15 protein-coding genes are annotated in these 19305 nt (G+C 58.7%); 7 read left to right on the plus strand and 8 right to left on the minus strand.

What is annotated here, in order from left to right; all coding sequences use genetic code 11:
- Positions 1-167 precede the first annotated feature (167 nt).
- A complete protein-coding gene (locus tag CAF65_RS06530) occupies positions 168-1514 on the minus strand; it encodes an MFS transporter (protein ID WP_085715568.1) in 1347 nt (448 codons plus the stop codon).
- A 124-nt stretch (positions 1515-1638) separates the two neighbouring features.
- A complete protein-coding gene (pcaR, locus tag CAF65_RS06535) occupies positions 1639-2481 on the minus strand; it encodes a pca regulon transcriptional regulator PcaR (RefSeq protein ID WP_085715569.1) in 843 nt (280 codons plus the stop codon).
- A 689-nt stretch (positions 2482-3170) separates the two neighbouring features.
- On the opposite strand from pcaR, the gene CAF65_RS06540 reads away from it, so the two are divergent.
- Positions 3171-3371, plus strand: coding sequence for a hypothetical protein (locus CAF65_RS06540; RefSeq protein ID WP_007986337.1), 201 nt, complete (start codon positions 3171-3173; stop codon positions 3369-3371).
- Positions 3372-3747: 376 nt separating this feature from the next.
- On the plus strand, positions 3748-5223 hold the full coding sequence (locus tag CAF65_RS06545) for an inorganic phosphate transporter (protein WP_085715570.1): 1476 nt from the start codon (positions 3748-3750) through the stop codon (positions 5221-5223).
- 197 nt (positions 5224-5420) lie between these two features.
- Here CAF65_RS06545 and ccoM read toward each other — a convergent pair whose 3' ends face one another.
- From ccoM to CAF65_RS06550, 3 genes are all read right to left on the minus strand, one after another.
- Entirely contained in the window at positions 5421-5531 is a 111-nt protein-coding gene (gene ccoM, locus CAF65_RS28955) for a cytochrome c oxidase subunit CcoM (RefSeq protein WP_008016477.1), read from the minus strand.
- 144 nt (positions 5532-5675) lie between these two features.
- Positions 5676-5837, minus strand: coding sequence for a hypothetical protein (locus CAF65_RS28450; RefSeq protein ID WP_178076663.1), 162 nt, complete (start codon positions 5835-5837; stop codon positions 5676-5678).
- 99 nt (positions 5838-5936) lie between these two features.
- Positions 5937-6278 (minus strand): hypothetical protein, encoded by a 342-nt coding sequence (locus tag CAF65_RS06550; RefSeq protein ID WP_057400799.1) that lies wholly within the window; start codon positions 6276-6278, stop codon positions 5937-5939.
- Positions 6279-6496: 218 nt separating this feature from the next.
- Between CAF65_RS06550 and rapA the strand changes: the two genes are divergently transcribed.
- Complete coding sequence (rapA, locus tag CAF65_RS06555) at positions 6497-9343, plus strand: RNA polymerase-associated protein RapA (protein ID WP_085715571.1); 2847 nt, start codon at positions 6497-6499, stop codon at positions 9341-9343.
- Positions 9344-9511: 168 nt separating this feature from the next.
- Here rapA and CAF65_RS06560 read toward each other — a convergent pair whose 3' ends face one another.
- Positions 9512-10861 carry an MFS transporter gene (locus tag CAF65_RS06560; protein WP_085715572.1) on the minus strand — a complete coding sequence of 450 codons (1350 nt, stop codon included), beginning with the start codon at positions 10859-10861 and terminating at the stop codon, positions 9512-9514.
- A gap of 267 nt (positions 10862-11128) precedes the next feature.
- Between CAF65_RS06560 and CAF65_RS06565 the strand changes: the two genes are divergently transcribed.
- Both CAF65_RS06565 and CAF65_RS06570 read left to right on the plus strand, forming a co-directional pair.
- Positions 11129-11494, plus strand: a complete 366-nt coding sequence (locus CAF65_RS06565) for a YkgJ family cysteine cluster protein (protein WP_085715573.1) — start codon at positions 11129-11131, stop codon at positions 11492-11494.
- 147 nt (positions 11495-11641) lie between these two features.
- A complete protein-coding gene (locus CAF65_RS06570; protein ID WP_371918997.1) occupies positions 11642-13858 on the plus strand; it encodes a putative bifunctional diguanylate cyclase/phosphodiesterase in 2217 nt (738 codons plus the stop codon).
- Here the strand turns inward: CAF65_RS06570 and CAF65_RS06575 are convergent.
- Positions 13815-14711 carry an NAD(P)-dependent oxidoreductase gene (locus CAF65_RS06575; RefSeq protein WP_085715575.1) on the minus strand — a complete coding sequence of 299 codons (897 nt, stop codon included), beginning with the start codon at positions 14709-14711 and terminating at the stop codon, positions 13815-13817. The two genes, CAF65_RS06570 and CAF65_RS06575, sit on opposite strands and share 44 nt — an antisense overlap.
- A 196-nt stretch (positions 14712-14907) precedes the next feature.
- Here CAF65_RS06575 and CAF65_RS06580 point away from each other — a divergent pair, with 196 nt between their 5' ends.
- On the plus strand, positions 14908-17103 hold the full coding sequence (locus CAF65_RS06580; protein WP_085715576.1) for a hypothetical protein: 2196 nt from the start codon (positions 14908-14910) through the stop codon (positions 17101-17103).
- A gap of 271 nt (positions 17104-17374) precedes the next feature.
- Here CAF65_RS06580 and CAF65_RS06585 read toward each other — a convergent pair whose 3' ends face one another.
- Positions 17375-17680, minus strand: a complete 306-nt coding sequence (locus CAF65_RS06585; RefSeq protein WP_085715577.1) for a DUF2288 domain-containing protein — start codon at positions 17678-17680, stop codon at positions 17375-17377.
- A gap of 350 nt (positions 17681-18030) precedes the next feature.
- Here CAF65_RS06585 and CAF65_RS06590 point away from each other — a divergent pair, with 350 nt between their 5' ends.
- Positions 18031-19158 carry a branched-chain amino acid ABC transporter substrate-binding protein gene (locus tag CAF65_RS06590; RefSeq protein ID WP_085715578.1) on the plus strand — a complete coding sequence of 376 codons (1128 nt, stop codon included), beginning with the start codon at positions 18031-18033 and terminating at the stop codon, positions 19156-19158.
- The last annotated feature ends 147 nt before the right edge of the window (positions 19159-19305 follow it).

The raw sequence follows: 19305 nt of genomic DNA on the forward strand, positions 1-19305 counted from the left end.
CGATAATCGACTGAGCGTTCGATTATCGAACACATTGTTGTCTGGCTACCTATCCCCAAAAGCATCGCGAGCAGGGCTCACTCCCACAGAGGATTGCAATCAACTGTGGGAGCGAGCCCTGCTCGCGAAGAGGCCATCTACATCACACGAGATTCCGGATCAGGCTGTCAGGTCGCATCCGCATGACTGACCATACCCTTGATCACCACCGCCGTGGTCGCCAGCGCCGCCGGTATCACCAGCGCCGTCAGCACTTGCTCGAAGTTCCAGCCCAGCCCCAGCAGCGTCGCCCCCATCCACGCCCCGAGGATGGCGCCGAAGCGACCGATCCCGAGCATCCACGACACTCCGGTGGCCCGCCCCTGAGTCGGATAAAAACGCGCAGCCAGCGACGGCATTGCCGATTGCGCACCGTTGACACACATCCCGGCCACCAGCACCAGCGTTGCCAGCAGCGCGATGTCGCCCAGGCTCTGCCCTACCGCGTAGGCAAACACCCCGGCCAGCAGGTAGAAAGTGCCGATGACCTTGTGCGGATTGAACCGGTCCATCGCCCAGCCCACGCCCACCGCACTCAACACGCCACCCAACTGGAACAGCGCACCAATGAAGGCGGCCTGTTCCATACTCGCGCCACTGTCACGCATCAGCGTCGGCAGCCAACTGGTCAGCAGGTAAACGATCACCAGGCCCATGAAGTAGGTCAGCCACAGCAGCAAGGTGCCGAAGCTGTAGGTGCCGGAGAAAATCACCGCGAACACATTGCGCGCCTTCACGGTTTTCTGTTCCGGCACGCTGAAACTGGATGCCTGGGCCACCATTGTCGGGTCAATCGGCGCCAGTGCCTTGCGCACTTTGTCCGTACCGCGGTTACGCACCACCAGGTAGCGCGCCGACTCCGGCAGCCAAAGCAGCAAAACGACGGCGAGGATCAGCGGCAGAATTCCGCCGATCAGCAGCAGGCTGTGCCAGCCAAAGGCCGGAATGAGCTTGGCCGAGATAAATCCGCCGCCGGCCATGCCGAGGTTGAAACCGCAGAACATGCTGGTCACCAGCAGGGACTTCTTGCGCTCCGGGGTGTACTCCGACAGCAGGGTCGTGGCATTCGGCATGCCGGCGCCCAAACCCAGGCCGGTCAGGAAGCGCAACACAAGCAACTGATCGACATTGCTGCTGTAGGCCGAGGCCAGGCTGAAGGCGCCGAACAAAAGCACCGCCCCGACCAGTACGACTTTTCGCCCGAAGCGGTCAGCCAAAGGACCGGAGCCCAGTGCACCGAAGACCATGCCGATCAAGGCTGCGCTCATTACCGGGCCAAGACTGGCACGATCGATCCCCCAATCCTGAGACAGCGCCGGCGCGATGAAGCCCATGGCCGCAGTATCGAGGCCGTCGAGAAAGACAATCAGAAAACACAGGATCACCACCCGCCACTGGTAGCGCGAAATGGGTTGAGCGTTGATGAAGGACTGCACGTCAAGGCAGTTACCTACAGCAGACTGAGGCTGGTTCATTATTTTTATTCCGTGGATCACAGTCGAAAAGGGGTCAGCCGGGGCTGACGCAGTCGCGACAGTAATGATCCACAGGAAACAGCGTCAATTCGCTGAACGCGACTCTGTGCGTTTATCGAACAGCTTAGGAGAACAACTGGGTACTCAGGTCGCGACTGGCACTCAGCAGTCCAGGCAGAAAACGCTGTTCCAGCTCATTGCGGCTGACTCGCCCGGCGTGCGTGCTGACGTTGAGGGCCGCGACCACCTGGCCGGAGGCGTCATACACCGGGACGGCAATCGAACGCAGCCCTTGCTCAAGTTCCTGGTCGACGATGCACCAGCCTTGCTGTCGCACCTCCTGCAGGCATTCGAGCAGTGCCTCGGGGGTGTGAATCGTACGGCTGGTCTTGGCCTGCAACTCGGCGTGTTCGAGGTATTCGCCCAGCGAAGTGTCATCCAGCGCGGCCAGCAGAATCCGTCCCATCGACGTGCAATAGGCCGGCAGGCGCCCGCCCACCGACAGGTCCACCGAAATCAGACGCTGGGTGGTCGCGGAGCGGGCGATGTACAGAATGTCATCACCTTCCAGCGTGGCCATGTTGCAGGCCTCGTGCAGTTGCTCGCTCATGCGGTCCAGGTAAGGCTGGGCGGAAACCGCCAGCGGCGTCGATGACACATAGGCATGGCCGAGGGTCAGCACTTTGGGCAGCAGCGAATAGGTGCGGCCGTCAGTGGTGGCGTAGCCGAGCTTGATCAGGGTGTGCAGGCAACGTCGCACGGCGGCGCGGGGAATTTCCGTGCGGTGACTGATCTGGGCGATGGTCAGGTGCCGTTTGCGCTCCTGAAACGCTTGTACCACGGCCAGGCCACGGGCCAGGGACGTCATGAAATCCGGGTCGCCGGTCAGTGCCTGGATCCGTTTGGCCGGTGAGGCAACGATGGGGGGAGCCACTGAAGCGAAGGAGTTGCGCATTTGATCGTTCATACAAGGTCCTTTTACCCACTCGGATCAGCGGCTATTACAAAGGGCTACCGCCTGGCACTCAAGCCCGGCCTGTCATCTTCGGGCGATTATCGAACGCTCGACCGATAATCGCAATCCATCCTGTCAATCGCCCGATCCGCTGATGTCCGGTTTTTCGCGGACTCACGAACCTCTGTTTACATCGACTCGCCACAGGACTTAATGAGGCAATCCAAGTGCCGAAACTTGCTCGGCTTAATGGCGTCAGAAAGGCATCTCGGCGATGTGGTATCAGTCGACGTTCCAGTTAATCGCAAGTTTTGAGCAACAAAACGGTCACACACCAAAATTCACTTTTAACTCTTTGGAGATAGTGTTCTTCAAATCGGCCGCTATAATACAATTCAGTAGCGCTTCGGTTTTTTACTTGCCGAACCCGCTGCCCGGCAATGCGATGTTCCATCGCCGTTGCCCGTAGCAAGCGCCAGACCCGCATTGCACAGCCTTGTCAGTGCGCTTGCTGAAACAGGAAACTGAAGCTACGTCAGCTATTTATCTCTGGTGTCGTAGCCGCCTGTGACATGGAAGTATTGATCACGCCGTTGCCAAAACGATGCTTTGACGGGCATTGCCCATTCAACGAACGTGATCAGTCGATTTGATACAGCGCGTTTTCACCAGAATTTATCCAAACTCAATCAGGTAGCACTGTGACGAAAGACGAACTGCGCGCGGAACTAGAGCGCCAGGAACAACGTTACAAGGAAGTTTACGGCGGAGAAGTCACCACTTACGCCGCTCAACCCGAACCGGAACGCAAACCCTGGCGTAAACGCGCCACCGTTCAGGATCAGGTTTTCCAGCAAGAACTTCAAAAAATGGAAAAGGAACTCAAAGCCGAAGAGCCGTGACTGCTTTGGCCTGATCCTTACAAGGGCCTGCCTCTGCACCTGTTAAAAGCAGGATGTATTGATGTTGCCTTTCGCGCCCGCTACAAGCGGGCAGCGGCCATCACCATCGTAGAATCAGGCGGATTTCTGATATCTGACCTATTTCTCAGATTTTTCGCACAGCCATTCAGGCCCCTTTTACCGGGTCGTGAAGGTTTTGCTTCAGCAAATTTATCTAACGAAATCAAGCACTTAAAAAACACAGCAAAACCCTGGGGTTTTAGGTGCTGCGGCAAAAAATTTCGTTGAAGATTGTTACCGATGAGCAGCTAGTGCGTTGATTAGCAGTCTTTTCTGGCATAATCGCGCCCCCTTATGACCGGGTCAGAAAACCTTCATGATCGATTTATTCAGCGGACTGGATGCTTGGGTGCTTGTGAGCCTCTTGCTCGCCCTGGCCTTTGTCCTCGCCTTCGAGTTCATCAACGGCTTTCATGACACCGCTAACGCGGTGGCCACCGTTATCTACACCAAAGCCATGCCGCCTCACCTGGCGGTGTTCTTCTCCGGTGTATTCAACTTCCTCGGCGTGCTGCTGGGCGGGGTCGGCGTGGCGTATGCCATCGTCCACCTGCTGCCGGTAGAACTGCTGATCAATGTGAACACCGGTCACGGACTGGCCATGGTGTTCTCGTTGCTCGCCGCAGCCATCACCTGGAACCTGGGTACCTGGTACTTCGGTATCCCCGCCTCCAGCTCCCACACGCTGATCGGTTCGATCCTCGGCGTGGGCCTGGCCAACGCGCTGATCAACGAAATTCCGTTGGCCGACGGGGTGAACTGGCAAAAGGCGATCGATATCGGCATGTCGCTGGTGTTCTCGCCAATGGCAGGCTTCCTGATCGCCGCGCTGGTCCTGATCGGTCTTAAATGGTGGCGTCCGCTGTCGAAGATGCACAAGACGCCGGAACAGCGCCGCAAGATCGACGACAAGAAACACCCGCCGTTCTGGAATCGCCTGGTACTGGTGATCTCGGCCATGGCCGTGAGTTTCGTACACGGTTCCAACGATGGCCAGAAAGGTATCGGCCTGATCATGCTGGTGCTGATCGGTATCGTGCCGGCCCAGTTCGTCCTCGACCTGAACAGCACAACTTATCAGATCGAGCGGACTCGCGACGCGACCCTGCACCTGAACCAGTTCTACCAGCGCAATTCCGAAACCCTGGGCGAGTTCCTGGCCCTGGGCAAGAGCCTGGACGGTGACTTGCCGGAGAAATTCCGTTGCAACCCGCAACAGACCGAACCGACCATTACCGCCCTGCTTGGCACCCTCAATGGTGTAGCCGACTACCATTCGCTGTCGGCGGAAAGCCGTATCGAAGTACGTCGTTACCTGCTCTGCCTGGACGACACCGCGAAGAAAGTCAGCAAGTTGCCAACTCTTGGGGCGCGTGAAAAGGCCGACCTGGACAAATTGCGCAAAGACCTGACCACGACCACTGAATACGCCCCGTTCTGGGTGATTCTGGCGGTAGCACTGGCCTTGGGCCTGGGCACCATGGTCGGCTGGAAACGCGTTGTACTGACCATCGGCGAGAAGATCGGCAAGCAAGGCATGACTTACTCCCAGGGCATGTCGGCGCAGATCACCACCGCCAGCCTGATTGGCATGGCGAACGTCTTCAGCCTGCCGGTTTCCACCACCCACGTGCTGTCCTCCGGCGTGGCGGGCACCATGGTCGCCAACAAAAGTGGCCTGCAAGGCGGCACCGTCAAAACCATCCTGCTGGCCTGGGTGTTGACCCTGCCAGCCACCGTGGCCCTGTCGGCCGGGTTGTTCTGGCTGGCCTCGAAGGCACTGGGTAGCTGATACAGCCGCATCGAAAAAGGCGCGCTCCGCAAGGAACGCGCCTTTTTTATTGCCGGCTACATCCGACACTACACAAATAATGTGGGAGCAAGCCCCACCCTTATCTTGTGTACATCCTCAAATCTCAGGCAAAAAAAAGGGCAACCGAAGTTGCCCAAAATGCCTTGCGTGCTCATTACATCCAGAAAGACCTGCGGTTATTTCCGCTTGTGCGAGTCCTTCCAGATAAAAAATCCGAAACCTGCAAAAAAAACCAACATGAGGCTGACAGTCAGCACCCCGGCGATCACCACGTTGTCGAAAAACATGACGCGTCTCCTGCACTTGCCCTGTTGCGATAGGGCTAAGTTAACCAAACGGGCAGGACAGAATATTGACCGGGATCAATGTCGCCCGAGACCGGGCAAGAGGAAGGGAGATGTTTGACCCGCATCAATGAATGCGGGGTGGGGTCAGCGTTTTTTCGGTTTGTTTTTCGGCTTTTTCCTCGCCTTGCCCAATGGCATGGCTTGCTCGAACGCCTGGCGAACTTCATTGAGCCGCTTGTCATTGAGGTCATGAACACGCTTGGCGCGTTCAGCATTGAGGTCGATCAGTTTGTCGTCTTGGCTCATGGCGGTCAGTGCATCGCTTGAAATGAGTGTCAGCCGCCGTAGCGTTCGGCAACCCTGCGTCAATAATGCGGCCTGACGGCCGCGCTGACCAGTCTGCGCTCAAATCTCGATATCGACCCACAGTCCCTGCCGCGGCTGATCTTCCATCAGCGGCGCCACCGGTACGGTGTTGTCGGCATTGAGCTCATCACCGGGAATCGCCAGGTGAGCCTCGGGGTCATTATCGGCTTCACGACGGCGCCTTTCCTGCTCCTGCCTGCGGCGCTGCTCCTCGCGCAGCACTGCCCCGTCCTCTTCAGGATTGCGCTTTTGCAGGTCAATGGTGCTTTCACTGGAGCTTTCCTGCACCGGCACCACTGGTGGAATATCCGGACGCTGGCGGATCGGGTCGGTTTGTGAAGTGATCGGCACGGCACTCAGGGGGAGCATCGGTGGCAGCATGATTTTCGGTCTCCTGTCAGCAGGCTGTCGGCTGCGGGGATGGCGACTTGAGCCATCGGTCGCAAACTGTGACCCAATTGGCACTCATTAGTGCACCGAGCGGCGCGTCATGCATACGTGGGCTAACGTAAGACTGTGAGTTTTTCTGAGAGTCCTTTGGCCCTGAAGCCCTCATTCCGTTAAGATAGCCCGCTTTTTCAAGGTGGGAGTCAGGCAGCATGGCGCAGCAGTATCAACCGGGGCAACGCTGGATCAGTGACAGCGAAGCCGAGCTGGGATTAGGCACCGTTCTGGCACAGGACGGCCGCTTGTTGACCGTGCTCTACCCGGCCACTGGCGACACTCGCCAGTACGCGCTTCGGAATGCGCCTCTTACCCGCGTGCGGTTTTCGCCGGGTGACACCATCACTCACTTCGAAGGCTGGAAACTGACCGTCCGCGAAGTCGACGACATTGATGGCCTGCTGGTTTACCACGGCCTCAACGGGCAGAACGACGTGGTCACCCTGCCGGAAACCCAACTGTCGAACTTCATCCAGTTCCGCCTGGCCAGCGACCGTCTGTTCGCCGGCCAGATCGACCCGCTGGCCTGGTTCTCCCTGCGTTATCACACCCTGGAACATACCAGCCGCCAGTTGCAGTCCTCCCTTTGGGGGCTGGGCGGCGTGCGTGCGCAACCGATCGCGCACCAATTGCACATTGCTCGCGAAGTCGCCGACCGTATCGCGCCACGGGTTCTGCTGGCCGACGAAGTGGGCCTGGGCAAAACCATCGAAGCCGGCCTGGTGATCCATCGCCAATTGCTCTCGGGCCGCGCCAGCCGTGTGCTGATCCTGGTTCCGGAGAACCTGCAACACCAGTGGCTGGTAGAAATGCGCCGTCGCTTCAACCTGCAGGTTGCGCTGTTCGACGAAGAGCGCTTCATCGAAAGCGATGCCAGCAACCCGTTCGAAGACACCCAGCTCGCACTGGTCGCCCTTGAGTGGCTGGTGGACGACGAGAAAGCCCAGGACGCACTGTTCGCGGCAGGCTGGGACTTGCTGGTGGTCGACGAGGCTCACCACCTGGTGTGGCACGAAGATCAGATCAGCCCTGAATACTCACTGGTCGAGCAACTCGCCGAAACCATTCCCGGCGTGCTGCTGTTGACCGCCACCCCGGAACAATTGGGCCAGGACAGCCACTTCGCTCGTCTGCGCCTGCTCGACCCGAACCGTTTCCACGACCTGCAGGCCTTCCGCGCCGAGAGCGAAAACTATCGCCCGGTGGCTGAAGCCGTTCAGGAGTTGCTGGACAAGGGACGCCTTTCGCCGCAAGCCCACCAGACCATCCACGGTTTCCTCGGTAACGAAGGCGAAGCCCTGCTGGCCGCCGTCAACGATGGCGACACCGAAGCCAGCGCCCGCCTCGTGCGCGAATTGCTCGACCGTCACGGTACCGGCCGCGTGCTGTTCCGTAACACCCGCGCCGCCGTGCAGGGTTTCCCGGAGCGCAAGCTGCACCCGTACCCGCTGCCATGCCCGGACGAATACCTCGAACTGCCGTTGGGCGATCACGCCGAGCTGTACCCGGAAGTCAGCTTCCAGGCCCAACCGGATACCAGCGAAGAAGAACGCTGGTGGAAATTCGACCCGCGCGTCGAATGGCTGATCGATCAGCTGAAGATGCTCAAGCGCACCAAAGTGCTGGTGATCTGCGCCCACGCCGAAACCGCCATGGACCTGGAAGACGCCCTGCGCGTGCGTTCCGGCATTCCGGCCACGGTGTTCCACGAAGGCATGAACATCCTCGAGCGTGACCGCGCCGCCGCCTACTTCGCCGACGAAGAGTTTGGCGCACAAGTGCTGATCTGCTCGGAAATCGGCAGTGAAGGTCGAAACTTCCAGTTCTCCCATCACCTGGTGCTGTTCGACCTGCCGTCCCACCCGGACCTGCTGGAACAACGTATCGGTCGACTGGACCGGATCGGCCAGAAACACGTCATCGAACTGCATGTGCCGTACCTGGAAACCAGCCCGCAAGAGCGCCTGTTCCAGTGGTACCACGAAGCACTGAACGCCTTCCTCAACACCTGCCCGACCGGCAACGCCTTGCAGCACCAGTTCGGCCCGCGCCTGCTGCCGCTGCTCGAAGAAGCCGACGATGTCGAATGGCAAGCGCTGATCGACGAAGCCCGCACCGAGCGTGAGCGCCTGGAAGCCGAGCTGCACACCGGCCGTGACCGCTTGCTGGAGCTGAACTCCGGTGGCGCGGGCGAAGGCGATGCACTGGTGGAAGATATCCTTGAGCAGGACGATCAGTTCGCGCTGCCGATCTACATGGAAACCCTGTTTGACGCCTTTGGCATCGACAGCGAAGACCACTCGGAAAACGCGCTGATCCTCAAGCCGAGCGAAAAAATGCTCGACGCCAGCTTCCCGCTGGGCGACGACGAAGGCGTGACCATCACTTACGACCGTAACCAGGCGCTGTCTCGCGAAGACATGCAATTCATCACCTGGGAGCACCCGATGGTTCAGGGCGGCATGGATCTGGTGCTGTCCGGCTCCATGGGCAACACCGCCGTGGCGCTGATCAAGAACAAGGCACTCAAGCCGGGCACCGTGTTGCTGGAACTGCTGTATGTCAGCGAAGTGGTTGCCCCGCGCTCACTGCAACTGGGCCGCTACCTGCCGCCGGCCGCCCTGCGCTGCCTGCTTGATATCAATGGCAACGACCTGTCGGCCCGCGTGTCGTTCGAAACCTTGAACGATCAGCTCGAAAGCGTGCCGCGTGCCAGCGCCAACAAGTTCATCCAGGCCCAGCGCGACCAACTGACGCCACGGATCAATGCCGGCGAAGCGAAGGTCCTGCCTCGCCACACTGAGCGTGTCGCCGAGGCGCAGCGTCGCCTGGCCGCCGATACCGAAGAAGAACTGGCGCGCCTGACCGCGTTGCAAGCGGTCAACCCGACCGTGCGCGACAGTGAACTGGTTGCCCTGCGCAAACAACGCGAGCAAGGCCTGGCCATGCTCGACAAGGCTGCGCTGCGACTGGAAGCGATTCGGGTGCTGGTGGCGGGTTAATTCCCCTGCTGCACCTTGCTGAAAAAAAGGCCCGCAGTGATGCGGGCCTTTTTGTTTATCTGATTGTTGTAGTGATGTGGATGGCCTCATCGCGAGCAGGCTCGCTCCCCCAAAGATCTCATTTGCACCGAAGATCCAATGTGGGAGCGAGCCCGCTCGCGAAAACGATTATGCAGTCGCTATAGCTTCCACTGGCTCAACCACCGCCACCAACCCCGCCTTCATTCGCTTGGCATCGCGCACAAAACATCGCGAAGCCAGGAACAGAAACACCACGGTGAAAAACAGCGCCACCGGAATCAGGTACATCGCATCGTGCAGGCCGATCGCCTTGAAGGCTTCGGTCATCTGCCCGGCACCGGCCGCCAGCATCGCCGAGTGGGCAAAGTGATCTGACAAGGCCCCGACCACCACCGGCCCCAGGCCGCCGCCCAACAGGTACAACCCGGCAAAGAACAATGCCATGGCCGTCGCCCGCAACCGCGGCTCCACCACATCCTGCATCGCCGTATACACGCAGGTGTAGAAGTTGTAGGCGAACAACCAGCCAACGCTGAATACGGCGACAAACACACCGATCTCGATGCGCCCGGAATGCAGCGCCCACGCGGTGCAAACCGTCGAAATCATCAGGCTGAACGCTGCAAACAACAGCCGCCCGTTGGCAATCCGCTGGTGAATCCTGTCCGCGATCCAACCACCAAGGGTCAGGCCGACCAACCCGGTCACGCCGACAATGACTCCGGTGGCGACCGCGGCATCCTGCAACGGCATGAGGAAATACCGTTGCAACATCGGCACCAGAAACGAGTTGCAGGCATAGGTGGCGAAGTTGAAACACAGACCTGCCAGCACCAGCCACAGGAAGGTCGGCACAGCCAATACCCGACGGATCGGCCGATCGATCTTTTCCTGCGACACCTGAACGCTCTCGGCGGCGCCGCGTTTCGGTTCCTTGATGAAAAACATGAAGATCGCGAGGAACAGCCCGGGCACCGCCGCGATAAAGAACGGCGCGCGCCAGCTATCGAAAGCCTTGACCATCGCGCCGATGGTGAAGAACGCCAGCAACAGCCCCAACGGCAGCCCGAGCATGAAGATACCCATGGCCCGCGCCCGGCGATGCGCCGGAAACAAGTCGCCGATCAACGAGTTAGCGGCTGGCGCGTAACTGGCCTCGCCGATGCCGATCCCCATGCGCACGACCAGGAAGCTCCAGAAGCTGCCCACCATACCGTTGACGGCGGTCAACCCGCTCCACACTGCCAGCCCCCAGCCCATCAGTTTGCTGCGCGAACCGGTATCGGCCACCCGCCCCAACGGCAAGCCGGCAATGGCGTAGACGATGGTGAAAGCCGTACCGATGATTCCCAACTGGAAATCACTGAGGTGCCATTCCATGCGAATGGGTTCGATGATGATGGCCGGGATGGTACGGTCGAAAAAATTGAACAGGTTGGCCAGGAACAACAGGAACAGGATGCGCCAGGCATTGGCCGCTTGGGTCGAGTTCTGCATGGGTCCGTCTCTTTTATTGTTTTTGGGGCGTCACTGCCCCCGGACTTTGCAATCTAGACAGGCCGGCCACACCTGTCTTTCATTATTCGCCAGACTGATACCAACCCATGGGACGCAACTTGCAGGCGCTTTCGCAGGACGGGTATTTCACAGCCCGTCAGGCCGATGAAAAATACCTTTCTTCCCCCCTTCCCAAGCCGTTGGCGAAGCCTAGAATAGCGGCCTTGCTCCCCCTTGTGTCTCCACTCCTCCTTACGATAATCGCCCATGTCCGAAGCCAGTCCGTGTCTGAATTGCGGTGCCTGCTGTTCTCATTTTCGCGTGTCATTTTTCTGGGGTGAATGCGCCTCTGCCGGGGGGACGGTACCCGATGAGCTTGTCGAGCAGATCAGCCCCAGCCGGGTCGCGATGATCGGCACTGGCTGCAAACCCGTGCGCTGCACCAGCCTGGTGGGAGACGTAGGCAGTACGGTGCAGTGCTCGATTTACGAAAAACGCTCCAGCACCTGCCGGGAATTCGACGCTTCATGGGTCGATGGCCAGGCCAACCCCGATTGCGACGCGGCCCGTGCCGCATTCGGCTTGCCGGCCCTGCAACCCGCGTTCGAGACGCCTCAGAAGCAAATCGCCTGAGCAATAGTACCAATCGCTATTAGATTAATATCAAAATGATTGGTGCCAATGTGCCACTATCGCTTGCGCTCCATCCTTGCCCTCTATACTCCAAGGCATTCGCCGGCGCTCCTTGCACCGGCCTGAGGGATAACTATGGGGCATTCTATGGAGTGGCTTGGTTTGCATTTCATTACCGAGCTACCAGAGAGTGGGCAGGTCATACTCAATTGCACACATGACCCTTTTCTGGTGCTGCTGGCTTATCTGGTCGCCTGTGTCGGCTGTTTCGCGACACTGGACATGGCCGAACGGGTTGCTCACGCTGAAAAGTCCGCATCCAAAACGCGCTGGCGCTGGGTGGGCAGCGGATGCCTGGCCGGCGGTATCTGGGCCATGCATTTTGTCGCGATGCTGGCATTCCAGGCGCCTATCGGTCTTTACTACCAATTGCCTGTCACGGTGTTCTCGCTAACCATCGCGCTGCTCGCCGCATGGCTGGCAATGCATACCCTCAGCCTCCCCGATTTGAATTTGCAACAGTGCCTCATGGCATCGATCGGGATTGGCCTGGGTATCGCGACCATGCATTACGTGGGCATGACGGCCATGCATTCCAGTGCCTTGGTCTATTACCATCCGGGGCTGTTTGCCCTTTCCATCGCGCTCGCGATCGGTGCTGCGCTGGCAGCCTTGTTGCTGGCATGGTATCTGCGCAATGGCGCCGGCATGCTGCATCAGCTCTTCAAATACTGCGCCAGCCTGTTGCTCGGGGTGGGCATCCTCAGTATGCACCTCACTGCCATGGCCGCCTTCAACCTGGTACTGCCCAACGACAGCCTGCCAGTGCAATCCAGCGAACAAAGCCATCTGCAACTGGCGTTGACCGTGACGGTCATGACCCTGCTAATCATCGGCAGCAGCATCAGCGCGGCATTGGCGGACAAGAAACTGCAACACAAGGACCGCGACCTGCAGCGGGTCAACTCCCTGCTCAGCCAGCTCGACCAAGCCCGCATGTCGCTGCAACAGGTGGCGCACTACGACCCGCTGACCAACTTGATCAATCGCCGCGGGTTCAACCAGGTCTTCGCCGAAAAGCTCATCGAGAAAACCAATGAGACCGGGATGCTGGCGGTCCTGTTCCTGGACATCGATCATTTCAAGCGGATCAATGACAGCCTTGGCCACGATGCCGGTGACGAACTGCTCAAAGTGCTTGCCGGGCACATCAAGAGCTCGGTTCGCAGTCACGAAGATGTGGTCGCACGCTTGGGTGGCGACGAGTTCTGCCTGCTCATTGACCTGCATGACCGTGACGAAGCACGGCAGTTGGCTCAACGCATCATGCTGAAAATGAAGGAACCCATCGAGCTGGCCGGCCGGCGCATGGTCATGACCACCAGCATCGGCATCAGCCTGTTTCCGGAAGACGGCAAGACATGTGAGGAACTGCTGAAGAACGCCGACCTGGCGCTGTATCAGTCCAAGGGCAGCGGCCGCAACGGCTTGAATTTTTTCAGCGCCAACCTGAAAACCCGCGCCACGCTGGAGCTGCAACTGGAAGAAGAGTTGCGCCACGCCCTGCGCGAAGACACCGGCCTGATGCTCTACTACCAGCCGATCTATGACCTCAAGACCGGTCAGGTCAGCAAGCTCGAAGCCTTGATCCGCTGGCAACACCCGGTCCACGGTTTGCTCGTACCTGATCGTTTTATCGCCATCGCCGAGGCCAACGGACTGATCGCCGAGCTGGATAACTGGGTGCTGCGCAAGGCCTGCGAGGATCTGGGCAAGTTGTCGCGCCAGGGCTGTGAAGACCTCAAGATCGCCGTGAATTTCTCGCCGCTGAACCTGGCGCGCGAAGAACTGGCCGATGAAATCGAGCATGCATTGCGGGCCGCCGGTGTGGAGCCCCACCGGCTGGAGCTGGAAGTCACGGAAAACGCCTTGATGGGAAATATCGCCAACACCCTGGTGTTGCTGCGGCAGATACGCGCCCTCGGTGTGTCGCTGTCGATCGATGACTTCGGCACCGGCTATTCATCCCTGGCCTACCTCAAGCGCCTGCCCCTCAACACGCTGAAAATCGACCGCTCGTTCATCCAGGACATCCCCAAGGCCACCCAGGACATGGAAATTGTCCAGGCGATTATCGTCATGGCCCATACCCTGCACCTGCAAGTGGTCACCGAAGGGGTCGAAACCTTCGAGCAATACCAATTCCTGGAAAACCACGACTGTGACTTCGTTCAGGGCTATTTGCTCAGTCGACCGGTGCCACTGGCCGAGCTGCATCCGGTGCTGAACGAAATCAACCAGCGCAAACACGCCTACACCGTCACGACGCTGAGTCTGGCTCACGGTACATCTGCACTAATGTAGACGGGTCTTTTTCAAGGAAACCCTGACTCCCATGCAGGCGCATCAACTGCGCGGCCAATCCGCTTATCGGTGTCGCCGAGCCTTGTTCACGGGAAAACTTTACCGCTGTATCCAGATCTTTGAGTAACGTGCGCACGTGCCACTTGACCGGCTCGAAACGGTTTCCAGCCATCTGCGGGGCCAGGATCTGCAACGGTTTGGAATCGGCAAAGCCGCCGGCCAGCGCTTCGGCGATCAGGCTTGCATCTACCCCGGAACGTTCGGCCAGCGCGACCACTTCGGCAATCACCAATGCATTGCAGGCAACGATCATCTGATTGCACGCCTTGGTCACCTGCCCCGCCCCGACACCACCCATGTGCGTCACACGCTGCCCCAGGCTCAGCAGAACGGGACGCACTCGATCCAGATCCCGTGACTCGCCACCCACCATAATTGCCAGGCTTCCAGCCTCGGCACCGACCACGCCACCGGATACCGGCGTGTCGAGCCAGCCCATACCGGTTTTACCGACAAGTTCTGCGGCCATTTCCCGCGTGGCGTTGGGCTCCAGACTGGAGAAATCCACCAGTAACTGGCCTTTTCTTGCCCCCTCGACAATGCCTGTCGGACCAAACACTACCTCGCGTACGACCGACGTATCCGCCAGACACAACATCACCACGTCGGCGTGCTGGCACAGTTCGGCCGGGCTGGCGACCTGGCGTGCGCCTGCCTCCACCAGCGGCTTGCACTTGTCCGGATTGCGATTCCATACCGCCAGCGGATAACCCGCGGCCAGCAGGCGCCGGCACATCGGCAGCCCCATCAGGCCAATCCCGGCAAACCCCAGCGAAGGTAGCATTGACATCATTTAGCCTCCTTTTGATTAAAGATCGCCAAATATTGGCCGATCCATCATGACTTAGGAAAGGATTCACTCCGAGTAATGCTCAGGCTAAAGACCAAGGCATGGTCCAAGTACGCGCTGAAAAAAGACGCGATTCTATTCCGTGACGGTTCGACGACAGTGAGTCGGCCAACCAATCAGCCCAGGTAGATGGCGAACAATGACTTCTAAAAACAACCCGGCCACTGCGGTAACCGATCTGACGTTGAGCCCCGCGGCCAACAGCCCGTCATCACCGAAGCCATTGATTCAATCTCGCCCGTTGGCGACCCAGCAATACCTGTACTTCACCGAAACCAACACCGACCGCATCCTCGATAACCTCGACGGCCTGCGCGACATGGTGTTCCCGCGCCCACCGCACTTGGAAGGCGACAGCGAACAGCACAACGACCAGGAGTTCCCGTCGGTGTGCCTGATCGGCCTGGGCCGCTGCGGCTCGAACATTGCGCTGGACGTGGCGGAGCTGGTGTACAACGCCCGCAAGTTCTACCTCAACGAATTCAATAACGAAGATCGCCTGTCTCCAGACAAGCGTTTTGTCGAAAAGGGCTACAGCCCGGCCCAGTGGATCCGCAACAACCTGCGCCTGGGCCAGAACAAAAACACCAAGCCGGTGTTTCTGGTCGAGCCACTGGTGATGCTCGGCGACCTGGACAAGGACATCGCCGGACGCATCCGTTTCTCGCGCAAGGGCGAAAAAAGCGGTTTCCTGCGTGACTACAGCAAGATGAAAATCATGGACTTGTCGGAAGTCCACGCCGGTGGCGCCGGTAACGCGCCGATCCTCGGCCAGTACCTGGCCAAGATCATCCTGAACAAGGACACCCAGCGTTTCTCCAGCCCTGACTGGAAAATGATTCACTCGTACCTGATCGACAGCTGCGGCATCAAGGCCAACCAGTCGCGCCTGTATTTCTCGATCTTCAGTGCCGGCGGCGGTACCGGCTCGGGCATGGCTTCGGAATTCGGCCTGGCCCAGCAGCATTCGTACATGAACAAGACGTTCGACACCAAACCGATGGACGAGCACGACAGCAAGAGCGGCCACTCCTTCGTCTTCGAACCGATCTTCACCAGTGGCATCTGTGTACTGCCGAACATTTCCGATCACCGCAGTGAAATGTCCGAGGCGCTGCACATCAACGCCGGTCGCCTGCTGTGCAAATACCTGTCGGAAGAGTGGGACTTCTCCTACAACTTCGCCAACGAGGACAGCAGCGAAGCCAGCGTCATGGGCCGTATCCGCCCATGGAACGCGATGATGCTGATCTCCAACGACATCATGCGCTACGCCGAAGAAAGCGATGACGGCAACATCCAGAACATCGACGTCAATGCGATGGAAAAGCATGCCAACCAGTACATCTCACAGCAGATCTTCAACATCCTGACGGCCCAGGCGGTAACCACCGACTACGACCAGAACTATTTCCGTCGTGCCGGCATCGACATCGGCGAAACCATCCGCCTGGACGCCAACGACCTGTTCATGAGCCTGGCCGGCCCGGTGGCCATTGCCTACGCCGAGTCCGTGGTGCCGGAAACCCCGCCGCCGAGCAGCGACAAGTTCAAGGTGTTCGAGAAAGAGCCGCAGCGCCTGAACATCGACGATCTGTTCTTCCGTTCGATCGACCTGCCGCACTTCAACAAGGTCACCCAGGCCATCGAAGGCATCAGCCTGTTGCCGATCGAGTCCAAGCGCTATCGCGCGTCGCTGGAGCAGTACAAGAACTCGGGTTACGACGCGGCGGCCCTGCATGACCTGCACTTCTTCAAGAATTGCTCGTCGGTAGTGTCGATCGTTTCCTTGCCGAAGGACTACAAGCTGTCCTACATGGACTTGAACCGGTTGAAGACTCACCTCAACAGCCTGTTCCCCAACACCACACTCAAGCGCTATGCGCTGGTGATCGGTGCCTCGGCCAACCTGTCGCTGACCACCCTGATCGCCAAGAGCCCGTGTCTGTCGGATGACTTCCTGACGCTGATCGTGGCCTTCATCAAGCGCTGCTTTGCAAAGTCGGCCTACCGTTTCGACGACACCCTGGACAACTCGATCCTGGACTTCATCGTCCAGGAAGAGTTCGACGAAGGCCGCATCGACGACTTGCTCAACGAATTCGAGAACCCGGCAAAGATCCTCGATACCAACTGGTACGCGATCAAGCCGATGTACGAGAAGAAATACCGCGAACTGATCAACGACAAGGAAAAATTCGTCTCGATCAACGACATCCGCCTGTCACGCGACTGCGTAAAGAAAGCGATCAAGTACCTGCGCGAGATCTACCGTCACCGCATCGGCAAGACCAAGGTCATTTCGTTGAATAACCATACCGGTAAAACCTTCTAAATCGCTTCGCAACAATCGCGAGCAGGGCTCGCTCCCACAAGGTCATCACTGACCCCTGTGGGAGTGAGCCCTGCTCGCGATGGCGTTCTCAGATTCAACACAACATCAACATCCAGAAACAATTGAGCAGCCGTTCAGTTGCCCTCTCAACTGTTCCCGTTACGTTTACGTCACCGTGAAGCTGTGGCCTTTCTCTACGGCAACGTGCCATCACGCTACTCGGCTACACACTTTTCCCTCTGAAAGGAGTGCACCAACCTGGTGCAACCTTTTAAGACTGCGCCCTTTCCTGGATCAGAATCCACGGCGAAACAACCACGGCCCACAACTGCGGATCACGCTCAAAAAGATCCAGCGCCCGCGTTTCAGACAGCTTGGCGAGCTTGTCAGCGGCCAGCCAGGCAGCCACTTTCTCCCCTTCATCCTGGGCCATGGCCTCGGCGGCGGCGATCAAATCCAGGTCGGGATCGACCCACAATAGGGCACCCTTGGCGAAGAACGGCTCCAGCTCTTTCCAGGAAATAGATGCGGTTTCACCAAGCAGCTTGGCATAGAGGGTGCTAGGTTCTTGATTCATGGGACTGTCCGGAAAAGAAATCGACGCGAATGATAACGTCGGTGGACTGGCAGAAAAACCCGGATGCAATTGAGTGACCGAAATGAAAAGCGCAGGAAAGCCAGGGAGTGCAGTGAATCCGGCTATAAGCCTCTCGACACCACGCCGCAATTCTGTCTTTTTCTTTCAATAAAGCGACATTTGCAGGTTTTGTCCCCCGGCGCCGCCTTCCCAGGCCAACAATCGGCGCTCTACACTGTACCGGTACAGTTGCCGAGGGACTTTTCCGGGGAATGTCGCAGATATCTGACCCGGTTCTGCTGCTTTCGGCGCCAGGACTATAAAAATTACAACAGTAAGAGTGGAGCACTATGACTAAGGCTACTAAGCAGATTTCCAAACTGTTTGCCGCTATGGTTCTGGCCGGGGTTGCCAGCCATTCGTTCGCAGCTGACACCATCAAGATCGGCATCGCCGGCCCTAAAACCGGCCCGGTCACTCAATATGGCGACATGCAGTTCATCGGCGCCAAGATGGCCATCGAGCAGATCAACGCCAAGGGCGGCGTCGATGGCAAGATGCTCGAAGCCAAGGAATACGACGACGCGTGCGACCCTAAACAAGCTGTGGCCGTCGCCAACAAAGTGGTCAACGATGGTGTGAAATTCGTTGTCGGTCACCTCTGCTCCAGCTCCACTCAACCGGCTTCGGACATCTACGAAGACGAAGGCGTGATCATGATCACCCCGGCCGCCACCAACCCGGACATCACCACCCGTGGTTACAAACTGGTGTTCCGCACCATCGGTCTGGACAGCGCCCAGGGCCCCGCCGCCGGCAACTACATCGCCGACCACGTCAAGCCGAAGGTCGTAGCGGTTCTGCACGACAAACAGCAGTACGGTGAAGGCATCGCCACCGCCGTGAAACAGACCCTTGAGAAGAAAGGCGTCAAGGTTGCCGTGTTCGAAGGCCTCAACGCCGGTGACAAGGACTTCTCCTCGATCATCCAGAAGCTCAAGCAAAACAACGTCGACTTCGTTTACTACGGCGGCTACCACCCGGAGCTGGGCCTGATCCTGCGCCAGTCCGAGGAAAAGGGCCTGAAAGCCAAGTTCATGGGACCTGAAGGCGTCGGCAACGACTCCATCTCGCAAATTGCCCAGAACGCCTCCGAAGGCCTGCTGGTGACCCTGCCGAAGTCCTTCGACCAGGACCCTGCCAACAAGGCGCTGGTACAAGCCTTCGCCGACAAGAAGCAGGACCCGAGCGGCCCGTTCGTGTTCCCGGCCTACTCGGCCGTCGAAGTGATCGCCGAAGGTATCAAGGCCGCCAAGAGCGAAGACACCGCCAAGGTGGCTGAAGCCATCCACAAAGGCACCTTCAAGACCCCAACCGGCGATCTGTCGTTCGACGACAAGGGCGACCTGAAGGACTTCAAGTTCGTGGTCTATCAGTGGCATTTCGGTAAACCAAAGACCGAAGTTTCGCCTCAGTAAGCGGGCTCCACGAGTCATGAAGCCCACTGCGCAAGCAGTGGGCTTTGTTTTACGAGATTAATGAGTCAGAGTCCCGCGATCCGGGAGCTGGCTTACCTGAAAATCTTAAAACCGTCACCAGCGGTTCGCTGGCAAACGCTCGAGCAA

The organism is Pseudomonas sp. B28(2017) (assembly GCF_002113025.1).
Lineage (GTDB): Bacteria > Pseudomonadota > Gammaproteobacteria > Pseudomonadales > Pseudomonadaceae > Aquipseudomonas.

Coding starts and splice junctions, on each gene's coding strand:
- CAF65_RS06530 (WP_085715568.1), bottom strand. CDS start 1,514: ATGAACCAGCCTCAGTCTGCTGTAGGTAACTGCCTTGACGTGCAGTCC.
- pcaR (WP_085715569.1), bottom strand. CDS start 2,481: ATGAACGATCAAATGCGCAACTCCTTCGCTTCAGTGGCTCCCCCCATC.
- CAF65_RS06545 (WP_085715570.1), top strand. CDS start 3,748: ATGATCGATTTATTCAGCGGACTGGATGCTTGGGTGCTTGTGAGCCTC.
- ccoM (WP_008016477.1), bottom strand. CDS start 5,531: ATGTTTTTCGACAACGTGGTGATCGCCGGGGTGCTGACTGTCAGCCTC.
- CAF65_RS28450 (WP_178076663.1), bottom strand. CDS start 5,837: ATGAGCCAAGACGACAAACTGATCGACCTCAATGCTGAACGCGCCAAG.
- CAF65_RS06550 (WP_057400799.1), bottom strand. CDS start 6,278: ATGCTGCCACCGATGCTCCCCCTGAGTGCCGTGCCGATCACTTCACAA.
- rapA (WP_085715571.1), top strand. CDS start 6,497: ATGGCGCAGCAGTATCAACCGGGGCAACGCTGGATCAGTGACAGCGAA.
- CAF65_RS06560 (WP_085715572.1), bottom strand. CDS start 10,861: ATGCAGAACTCGACCCAAGCGGCCAATGCCTGGCGCATCCTGTTCCTG.
- CAF65_RS06565 (WP_085715573.1), top strand. CDS start 11,129: ATGTCCGAAGCCAGTCCGTGTCTGAATTGCGGTGCCTGCTGTTCTCAT.
- CAF65_RS06570 (WP_371918997.1), top strand. CDS start 11,642: ATGGAGTGGCTTGGTTTGCATTTCATTACCGAGCTACCAGAGAGTGGG.
- CAF65_RS06575 (WP_085715575.1), bottom strand. CDS start 14,711: ATGATGTCAATGCTACCTTCGCTGGGGTTTGCCGGGATTGGCCTGATG.
- CAF65_RS06580 (WP_085715576.1), top strand. CDS start 14,908: ATGACTTCTAAAAACAACCCGGCCACTGCGGTAACCGATCTGACGTTG.
- CAF65_RS06585 (WP_085715577.1), bottom strand. CDS start 17,680: ATGAATCAAGAACCTAGCACCCTCTATGCCAAGCTGCTTGGTGAAACC.
- CAF65_RS06590 (WP_085715578.1), top strand. CDS start 18,031: ATGACTAAGGCTACTAAGCAGATTTCCAAACTGTTTGCCGCTATGGTT.